Below are 9,568 nucleotides of genomic sequence, written 5' to 3' on the forward strand. Positions count from 1 at the left end.
GCTGTCCTGAACCGCTTCACGGCCCTCGGCATACCGGTCACGATTGCCGTAGGATAAGTGTATCCGGGGAAAGGGGAGCTGCGGCCAGTTTCAGATTTATGCAACAGCGCCGGTCTGGAGCCTAAGGGGAAAGGGGCTGTCAGACCTCAGGTCTGAGTTGTGCAACAATGCCCTCCAAATAGTTAGAAAAATCCTATTCTTCTGTACCAGAGATTTGAGATCTGTTCGTCCACATTTCATGCTGCCTCACTATATTTTCTGGAAGATCGGTCAGATTTATCGGAACTTAATGAAGTCACAGTTTCCCTTGAAAGGTCAATCTTAAAATGTTTTACGCTGTCAGAGAGTTCATTCGCTTCTCCCATAAGTTGATGACTGGCAGCTGTCGACTGCTCGACCATTGCGGCATTATGTTGCGCCACTCTATCGAGGTCAGAAACTCCAGTATTTATTTCGCCTAGGCCAACCGATTGTTCTGTCGCGGCCTGCGCGATATGAGAGATATGTTGCGAAATATCTTGTACGCGCTTGATAATCGCATCAAGGGAATCTCCCGTCTTTGCGACAAGTTTCACACCGCCCTCAACCTGATCTGTACTACGCCTGATACGGTGTTGAATTTCTTTTGCGGCTTCAGCGCATTTGATAGACAAGTTTCGGACTTCAGAGGCCACCACGGCAAACCCTTTTCCTGCCTCACCTGCACGTGCCGCTTCCACTCCGGCATTTAGTGCCAAGAGATTGACTTGAAAAGCGATGTCTTCGATCACTTTGATAATCTGCGCGACTTGATTTGAGGATTCCTGGATTTCATTCATGGCAGAGACGGCCTGCCTGACGACCGAACCACCCACCTCCGCCTCTGTTCTTGCTTCCTTCATGAGAGTTTCAACGTTTCTTGCGCCGTCAGACGTTCGTTTGACCGAGGTCGTTAACTCTTCTAAAGCTGCTGCTGTTTCTTCCAATGTGGCGGCTTGGGTCTCTGTTCTTTTGGAAAGATCTTCGGAAGCCTGACTTATCTCGGATGAGCCGCTCCGGATACTTTCTGTTGCGGCAATAACCCGCAGGATCGTTGCCCTTAATGTCGCGGCTGTCTTGTTAAAATCCGTCGCAATTTTCTGATATTCTTCCGGGAAATCCGGGCCAATCTCTGCCTCCAAATCTCCGCCCGATAGAGCCGAGAGAACCTCACTGAGGGTTTCTACGGCGAAGCGTTGCTTTTCATCCCGAATTCTCTGCTCATGCTCCATTGCCGCTTTATCGATCAGAGCCTTTTGGAAAATTGCCAAGGTGTTTGCCATTTCCCCGACTTCGTCTTTCTGAGAGCGTCCTTCAATTTCCAAATCGTGGTTTCCAGCGGCAAGATCCTTCATGGATGTCGTCAGACTTTTGATCCCGCGAGACAGGCTGCTGCCAATGAGCATGCCAGCGCTGCCTCCAAGTAAGATTGTGATCGCAATCATGATTAGAATGTCATTTTCACTACGAAGAGTAGCCGCTGCGTTTGCATTCTGACGGAGCTTGAGAAGTTCTTTTTCTTCAGTAGAAAAGGCGGCCATCGTTTCGCGAAATTTATCAAAAAAAACTTTCCCGCGCGCCTCTCCAACGGTACGCGCCAAATCATCCATGGTCAGCGCGTTTCCGATGGTGCGACGCATATCAATGAAGGGCGTCACGACATCCTGAAACCAACTGTCAATCACCTCCTGAATTTCAGCAAGCAACGCAACTTGTGCGGGATTATCGCTGACCGTAACAGACAGTTCCTTGACAAGATTCAAAAAACCGGTCCGGCCAGAGTTAAGTGGTTCAAGAAATGCTTCATCGCCCGCCAGAAGAAAGCCGCGCATGCCGGTTTCCATGTCAATTGCCGACGCCAGAATACGTTGTGCAGTCTCGATCACTTCATGGGTATGATCGACCATTGCAACCGTTGAAAGAACCTCCGCTGACTCGACCTCACTGCTCTGAATGACACTTCGAAACTCGGCTGAGCGGTCAATCAGAAGCGCTTGCTCATTTTCGATGAACGTCGCAATTTTACCTCTGAATGCGTCGAAGTAGGCTTTGCCTTTACCTTTGCGAACCTCGCGCGCGAGGTCAGTCATCGTTGTAGAGTTTCCGATGACGCGGCGCACCTCGATCTCGGGCTCTGCCACCTGTGAAACCCACTGACCGAGGACGGTTTCCGCTTCGGCAAGCCGGGCCACTTGTCGAGGATTGTCTGATACGGTTTCTTTCAGGGCGGAAAACTTGACGGAGCTCAGAGCATTTCCAGCGTCATAGGGCTCTAGGAAGTTTTCGAGACCTGACAGAAGATATCCGCGCATCCCCGTTTCCATATCGACGGCGGCGGTCAAAATCGTTTGCGCTTCCGACAAAACCTCTTGAGTATGATTCACCCAGCGCCCGGCCTCCCGAGAGGCGTCGAAACTTTCAATTGCGATGAAACCAACCCCAACAGTCAAAACCAGAGGAAGGGCAACTGCACCCATGACTTTGGTCTTTGTTTTCAGATTGGCAAGAGCTGAGATACGCGGGAACTTCAGTTTCATAGACTGATCCAAGCAGTGAGTTTGAAGCACAACACTATAATGCCACCTGTTACCGCGAGCTTAAGTCTGGCTGTGCGAGCGCGGTTTTGAGCGAAACTCAACACGACTGATCACTGAGGTTGTGATGCAGGAAATCCAGATTTTGCGTCGCAACATGCAATTTACCCGGCAGGGATCGGTGGCATTAAGCTGTTCCTCTCCAATCCAGTCCACAAACCGACGTTTGCAAGGTCCCTTCTGCGCTTTGCCGTCGCCGGTGCAGCTTGTAGCATCAAAGGATGCGGCATCACCAGGGCGAGCGTCGGCTCCCGGGAAAGCGGCCTCGGAATCTCGCGCCTGCAGCAGAGTAGATGCTGCACCCAGAACGACCGTCCGAGAAGGGCTGACGGCCGCTGGTTGCGGTGATCCAAGAAGAGATATGAGAGCGATTACTCCATGCGGTTCTGCCGTAAGCCAGCTTGAAGCCCAAATTGACTGATGCTGCTATGCGCCTGAATGGCTGGTCATGCGTCGATCCTTAAATCGGCACATTGCGTCGCATGGAATTTCTTCTATAACCGCCACGCACAACCGGTCACAATGACCGAACCTTCTTTAAAGAACACACAATATTATAGCGTGAGCCGCTCATTCCGCAGGCTGCTTTGGCCACGTTTATGGACAGCGGAGAGGTCGCCATACATCTGCGACAAATGCGGCGGATCTATGCGAAGCGCCAAACCCATCTGATATCTAAGCTTGCGGCCTGCGCTCATCTTCTTGACAAACGCGAGATCGCGCCGGGCCTTCATCGTTGACCCCATAAGACGCTTAACAATCGTGCCGAAAACAGCCGCCCGCCGTTCAGAAAGCGAGAGCGGGTGACGCAGGGTTCCGATCGCCGGGCGGATTGCAGCGTTTCGTCTCCATGCATTCCGCAAGCCGAAATCACTTCTCTGTACCAACCCACCGCCGCTCCGCTCTCACTATCCTATACCACCGCTTGGAAGCATTCGACGCCTGGGAATCTGCGGCCCAAGTCAGCCGATTTCACCGCGCCTCTGATAGCTGAGGCCAATGCGTGTTAATCTTATAACATAATGCAGCTCAGTTCCGGCGCGAGTGTCAACTCCGAACCTTCGGACGGCAGAACCTCTTCGCGGCCCTAAACGGTCTGGATCGCCACTCTGTCGCTGGGAGCAATGGTCAGAACGGGCGGCAGTTCTGACCAGAATCGCCCCCGATGAACAGTTTCTGGCGTGGTCGCGAGGTGATTGTCGCTCGTGCGGAAGTCTTTCCTTGTCTGGGATTGGCGTGATCCTTGCGTGAGGGACGCGTGGGGTAAAGACCCTTTCATCGCGAAGCTCACGCAAAAGGTCTGACCTGTCCACAGGCCGCGGGATCGTACAAAATTCGATCTCATTCATCTTCGCGAGGGAACCAATGCAACATACAGGGACTTGTTTCCCGGGCGATGTCGCCGAGCGAGGGATCATGACGCACGAGCACGCAATTCAGGCCGGAGCATGGGGCACCACCTTTCTGGGGGGCACCACCTGGGCCGTCTCGCTCTGGGCCCCAAGCGCCAAGACCGTCAGCGTGGAGGTAAAGGGGCAGGAAACGCCTCTCCCCCTGCGCGACGGCGGTCTGTTCGCAGGCACTTTCACTGGCGGTCCGGGCGATCCCTACGCGCTGATCGTCGATGGCCAATCGCAGACCGATCCTGCTGCGCGCGCGCTTGCGGATGATGCGACCGGCAGCGCCCTGCTCTGCCTGCCGGTTTATCGCCGCATCGCTGCGCCACGGCCGGACTGGGCCGCGACCGTCCTGCTCGAGATTCATATCGGCACCTTCACCGCCGAGGGCACCTTTGCTGCGGCCGCCACGCGGATGGCCGCGCTGGCCGAGCTTGGCATCACGGCGATCGAGATCATGCCTGTCGCGGCCTTTCCAGGGCAGCGGGGCTGGGGCTATGACGGGGTGTTTCCCTATGCGGTGCATCCTGCCTATGGCAGTCCGCAGGATCTCTCGGATATGGTCGACGCGATCCACGAGGCCGGGATGCTCGCGATCCTCGACGTGGTCTACAATCATTTCGGCCCGCTCGGCGGCAGCCTCGACGCAATCGCGCCCGAATTCTTCGACCCCGACCGCACTACGCCTTGGGGGCCCGGCATCGACTATACCCGCGCGCCGGTGCGCCGGTTCTTCATAGATAATGCGGTGATGTGGGTGCGTGACTTCGGGTTCGACGGGCTGCGGCTGGACGCTGTGCACGAGATCCGCGACGAGTCCGATCCGCACATGCTGGACCAACTGGCCCATGCCGTGCGCGCCGCGGTGCCGGACCGCCCCGTGCACCTCATTGCCGAGGATGACCGCAACCTGCCACACATGCGTGATCGCGGCTCCATCACGGCTTGCTGGAATGACGATTATCATCACTCCATGCACTGCCTGCTGACCGGCGAGGATGAGAGCTATTACGCGAGCTTCGCCGTCGATCCGCTGTCCGATCTTTTGCGCGCGCTCGCCGAAGGGCATGTGGAGCAGGGCCAGCCGCGCCCGACCCGCGACACGCCGCGCGGGGAGCCCACGGCTCATCTGCCGCCGCAGGCCTTCGTGAATTCCAACCAGACGCACGACCAAGTGGGCAACCGCGCGCAGGGCGAGCGGCTGATCCAGCTCGCCGATCCCGAAGCGGTGCGCATCGCCCATGCCATGCTTTTGTCTGCGCCCGCCGTGCCGATGCTGTTCATGGGAGAAGAGGAAGGGGCCCGCGCGCCGTTCCTATTCTTCGCCGATTTCGACGGTGAGTTGGGAGAGGCCGTGCGCAAGGGACGGGCCGCGGAATTTGCGGGCTTTTCCCAGTTCGGCGGCGACGTGCCCGACCCGCTGGCGCCCGAAACCTTTGCCGCGTCGCGCCCCTATGCCACACCGGCACCGGATGCAGACGAGTGGCGCGCGCTCACCCGGCAGTGCCTGACATGGCGGGCGGCATCGCTGGCGCCGCTGCTGATTTCGGGCAAGTCCGACACGCCGCAAGTGCGCGCGACGGGCTGCGCGTCGCTTTACGGCGTCTGGCCGTTCGAGGCGGGCAGGCTGGAGATGGTCGCGCATCTCGGTGCTGTCCCCGATGATGCTGTCTCCTTGGACGCCCCCGATCTTGTCCTTGGCCAGGTGAGCGATCCCTGTCATTTCGCCGTGAAAGTGACCCCAAGATGATACTGCCTACAGCCACCTACCGATTGCAGTTGCGCGAAGGGGTCGATTTCGACGCCGCCATCGCCTATCTGGGCCATCTGGTCGAAATGGGGATTTCTCATCTTTACCTCTCGCCGATCTTTACTGCGGCGCCCGGCTCAACCCATGGTTATGACGTGACCGACCCGTCCGAGATCGACCCGGCGCTGGGTGGGCGCGAGGGGTTCAAGAGGCTGTCCGATGCGGCGCAGGCTGCCAAGATCGGCCTGATCCTCGACATCGTTCCCAATCACACGGCCTTCAGCCTCGATAATCCTTGGCTGGTCGACGTGCTGCGGCATGGTCAGGACAGCCGATATGCCCCGCATTTCGACATAGACTGGGAGGCGGGTCCGCTCGTGTTGCCTTGGCTCGAGGAGCCGTTCGAGGCGCTCGCGGATCAGGGCAAGGTCATTCGCTCCGGCGAGACGCTGCGCCTTGGCGAACTGGCGATACCGCTGCGCCCCGGGGTAGAAATGGAGGATCCGCAGGAGCTACACGAGGCGCAGGTCTGGCGCGCGGTGCACTGGGCGCGGGAACGCGACGGGGTCACGCACAGGCGTTTTTTCAACGTCACGGGGCTGATCGGGATGCGAGTCGAGGAGCAGCGCGTGTTCGACGACATGCACGCGCTGCTGCTTGAACTTTTGGCCGAGGGCCGTGTGCAGGGCATCCGGATCGACCACATCGACGGTCTCGCCGACCCTGCCGGGTATCTGGTGCGCCTGCGTGCGGCGGTGGGCGAAACGCCGTTCTGGGTGGAAAAGATCCTGACCGGCGATGAAAGGCTACCCGACTGGCCGGTCGAGGGTACGACGGGCTACGAGGCGGCGGCGATCATCGCGCGGGTGTTGGCCGATCGCGAAGGCGCAGAGCGGCTGCACGCCGCATGGGTCGACCAGACCGGTGGTGCCGCGACGTTTCACGAGGCGATGGAGACCGCAAAGGGCGATGTCATCCGCCGTGATCTCGCGGCCGAGCTCTACCAACTGATCGGTCTGGCCCGCGTGGCCTTTGCGCCCCGCGCCGACGTGGACCCCGGCGACGAGGCGCTGCGCGAGGCGGTCTTTGCCCTGCTGCGCGCCTTCCCACGATACCGGACCTATGTCGCCGGTGGCACCGCGTCGCCCGAAGACCGCGCGCTGATGGGGCAGGTTGCGCAGGAAGCGGGCGCGACCCTGCGGTCGGGCGAGGTTGTGGATTTCATCGCGGAGATGATCACCGATCCGCAGAATGCGGACGAGACAGCACTCAGCATCCGCTTCGAGCAGGTGACCGGCGCCCTGCTGGCAAAGTCGCACGAGGATACGGCGGGCTTTCGCTGGACGCCCTACCTTGCCGCCTGCGAGGTCGGCGCAGATCCCGATCGCCCCGCCGCAAATGCTGCCGATCTCGATGACTGGGCGCAGGTCCAGCCCGGGACCGGGATGATCCTGACCTCGTCCCACGACACGAAGCGCAGCGAAGATGCGCGAATGCGTCTGGTCGCCTGGACGCATTCGCCCGACGACGCGCTGTCGTTGATCGCGCATGCGCGGAGCTTGCCGCAGGCCGAAGAGGTCCCCGCGAATGTGCTCTGGTATCTGGTACAGTCGTCCCTCGCGATCTGGGACCGGGACGATGCTGAGCTTGACGAACGGCTCGCCGATCATCTGACGAAAGCCCTGCGCGAAGGGGACGAGATAACCAACTGGACCCATCCCGACGCCGCGGCCGAGCGAGCCGTGCAGGTCTGCCTGAACGCCTTGATCAACAACTGGCGGCACGAGACACCTGCCGCCCTGAGCCGCATCGTTGAGCGCGGCGAACAGCTCTCGCTGTGCCAGCTTGCGCTGAAGATGATGTTGCCGGGCAGTCCCGACATCTATCGCGGCTGCGAAGCCACGCATTTTGCGCTGACCGATCCCGATAACCGCCGCCCCGTCGACCTGGAGGCGCTGCACGCCGCGCACGCGGCGCCCGGTCTGGCGGGGCAGAAGGCGCGGTTGTTGAAGCTCCTGCTGACCCTGCGCCGCGATCATGCCGAGCTGTTCGCCAATGGCGCCTTCCGTGCGGAGCAGGGCGCGGAAGGTCTTGTCGTTCGCCGCTCCGGTCCTCTGGCTGAAGTGGTTCTGTGCCTGGCGCCGGGCGGGAGCGCCGTGAAAGGCACGCACTGGCCGCAGCAGGACGAAGCCGCACAAAGCCCGCTCAGCCTGTCGGTTCTGCCTGCAGAAACAGCAATCGGCGCGGCCTGAGGCCGGGCGCAGGCCGGGTTCCGCCGGAAAGGTGAGTGATCTGCATTTTCGCCGGAACCGAAACCTCCGTCGGGGATTATAGAGGAAGGCAAGCCGGGAGGAGGCGCAAATGTCTGAGATCGCTCACAATATCGTTGCCGTCATGCTGGCCGGAGGACAGGGTTCCCGTCTCTTCGAACTGACTGAAGACATGTGCAAACCCGCCGTGCCTTTTGCGGGCGGAGGGCGGATCGTCGACTGGACGATGGCGAACCTTGCGCACTGCGCCCCGGCGCGCCTTCTGGTCGCCACGCAATATCGCCCCGCCGCGCTGATCGATCACCTGAACACCATCTGGCGCGACGCCTTTGCCCCCGGCACAATGCATATCCGTGACGGCGGAGTCGTGACCGGCCAGCCCGAAGGTTATGTCGGCACCGCCGACGCGGTCACCCGCAACCTTTCCGAGATCATGGCCCCGAAGCCCGATCACGTGCTGGTCGTCGCCGCCGACCACGTCTACCGCATGGATTACAGTGCTATGATCGCGGCGCATCGGGCCTCGGGCCTGCCGGTCACGGTGGCTGTGGACCGCGTGCCACTCGAACAGGCGCGCGCCTTTGGGGTGATCAGCGTCGATGGCAGAGGGCGCGTGCGTGAATTCGATGAAAAGCCGCAGGACCCCAAGCCGATGGCGCGCGATCCGTCGCGGGCGCTGGTCAGCATGGGGATCTACGTTTTCGATGCCGCCTGGCTGCGCACGGCGCTGGTGGCGGATCATGAAGTGCCGCTCTCCTCGCATGACTTCGGTCATGACATCCTTCCCGATGCCGTGTTGCATGGCGCGGTGCAGGCCTATGACGTCGCCGAGCACGAGGCGAACTTCTTCTGGCGCGATGTGGGCACGCTGGATGCACTGCGCGAAACCTGCATCGCGATCGCGACTGGCTCAGTGCGATGCGCCTGCCCGGCCTATCCGGACATGGCGGCGCGCGGCAGGTTTACCCGGGTGCTGCCTGGCGGCACCGTCGTGCTTCCGGGGGCCGATGTCGCGCGCGGCGCGCTGCTGCAGAATACCATCGTCGCCCCGGGCGCGTATGTGCCGCGCGATCTGGTCGCGGGCTTCAACCGCTATCACGACGAGCAGCATTTCCGCGTGACGCCCTCGGGCACCGTCCTGATCACGCCCGGCATGCTGGCGCGCCACGCCGAATACGAGTCACGTATCAATCTTCTGCGGGCTTAGCCCGCAGATTTCCGTAACATTCCAAATCAGGGATCAATGACCATCATGACCCATGTTTCCGCTATCGAATCCGCGTTCGATTTGTCGCTGGCGCGGCAAGACACCTTTGGCGCGGTTGTGCGGGACGGAGGGATGAACTTTGGCTTGTTCACGGATCACGCCGCCAGCTCCAATGACTTCTTGGGGAATTTTTCAGCCATTCAGGGACAGTCGGCGTCTGAGATCAAAACGTCCTGAAGTGCAAGGCCGCACCCACCGAGTATTGGAGTGAGGGGCTGTGTTGCACAAATCCAGGAGTGATTCATGTCGTGAATCCAGTGTGGTAGCTGGCC

At 60.0% G+C, this 9,568-nt stretch carries 5 protein-coding genes and 1 pseudogene; 5 read left to right on the plus strand and 1 reads right to left on the minus strand.

Annotated features, from left to right (window positions below; all coding sequences use genetic code 11):
* Nucleotides 1-236: 236 nt before the first annotated feature.
* The gene (locus tag P775_RS12015; RefSeq protein WP_143520890.1) at nucleotides 237-2,555 is read right to left on the minus strand and encodes a CHASE3 domain-containing protein; all 2,319 of its coding nucleotides are present in this window, start codon (nucleotides 2,553-2,555) and stop codon (nucleotides 237-239) included.
* Between the two features lie 764 nt (nucleotides 2,556-3,319).
* Between P775_RS12015 and P775_RS29855 the strand changes: the two are divergent.
* From P775_RS29855 to P775_RS12040, 5 genes and pseudogenes are all read left to right on the plus strand, one after another.
* Nucleotides 3,320-3,606, plus strand: a pseudogene (locus tag P775_RS29855) (IS6 family transposase); the annotation flags it as partial.
* A 422-nt stretch (nucleotides 3,607-4,028) separates the two neighbouring features.
* Nucleotides 4,029-5,759, plus strand: coding sequence for a malto-oligosyltrehalose trehalohydrolase (gene treZ / locus P775_RS12025; protein ID WP_180287422.1), 1,731 nt, complete (start codon nucleotides 4,029-4,031; stop codon nucleotides 5,757-5,759).
* Entirely contained in the window at nucleotides 5,756-8,011 is a 2,256-nt protein-coding gene (gene treY / locus P775_RS12030; RefSeq protein ID WP_099911229.1) for a malto-oligosyltrehalose synthase, read from the plus strand. Before treZ ends, treY begins: the two co-directional genes overlap by 4 nt.
* Nucleotides 8,012-8,120: 109 nt before the next feature.
* Nucleotides 8,121-9,236, plus strand: a complete 1,116-nt coding sequence (locus P775_RS12035; RefSeq protein ID WP_099911230.1) for a sugar phosphate nucleotidyltransferase — start codon at nucleotides 8,121-8,123, stop codon at nucleotides 9,234-9,236.
* A 36-nt stretch (nucleotides 9,237-9,272) separates the two neighbouring features.
* Nucleotides 9,273-9,473, plus strand: a complete 201-nt coding sequence (locus P775_RS12040; RefSeq protein WP_099911231.1) for a hypothetical protein — start codon at nucleotides 9,273-9,275, stop codon at nucleotides 9,471-9,473.
* The last annotated feature ends 95 nt before the right edge of the window (nucleotides 9,474-9,568 follow it).

Source organism: Puniceibacterium antarcticum (assembly GCF_002760615.1).
Taxonomy (GTDB): domain Bacteria; phylum Pseudomonadota; class Alphaproteobacteria; order Rhodobacterales; family Rhodobacteraceae; genus Puniceibacterium; species Puniceibacterium antarcticum.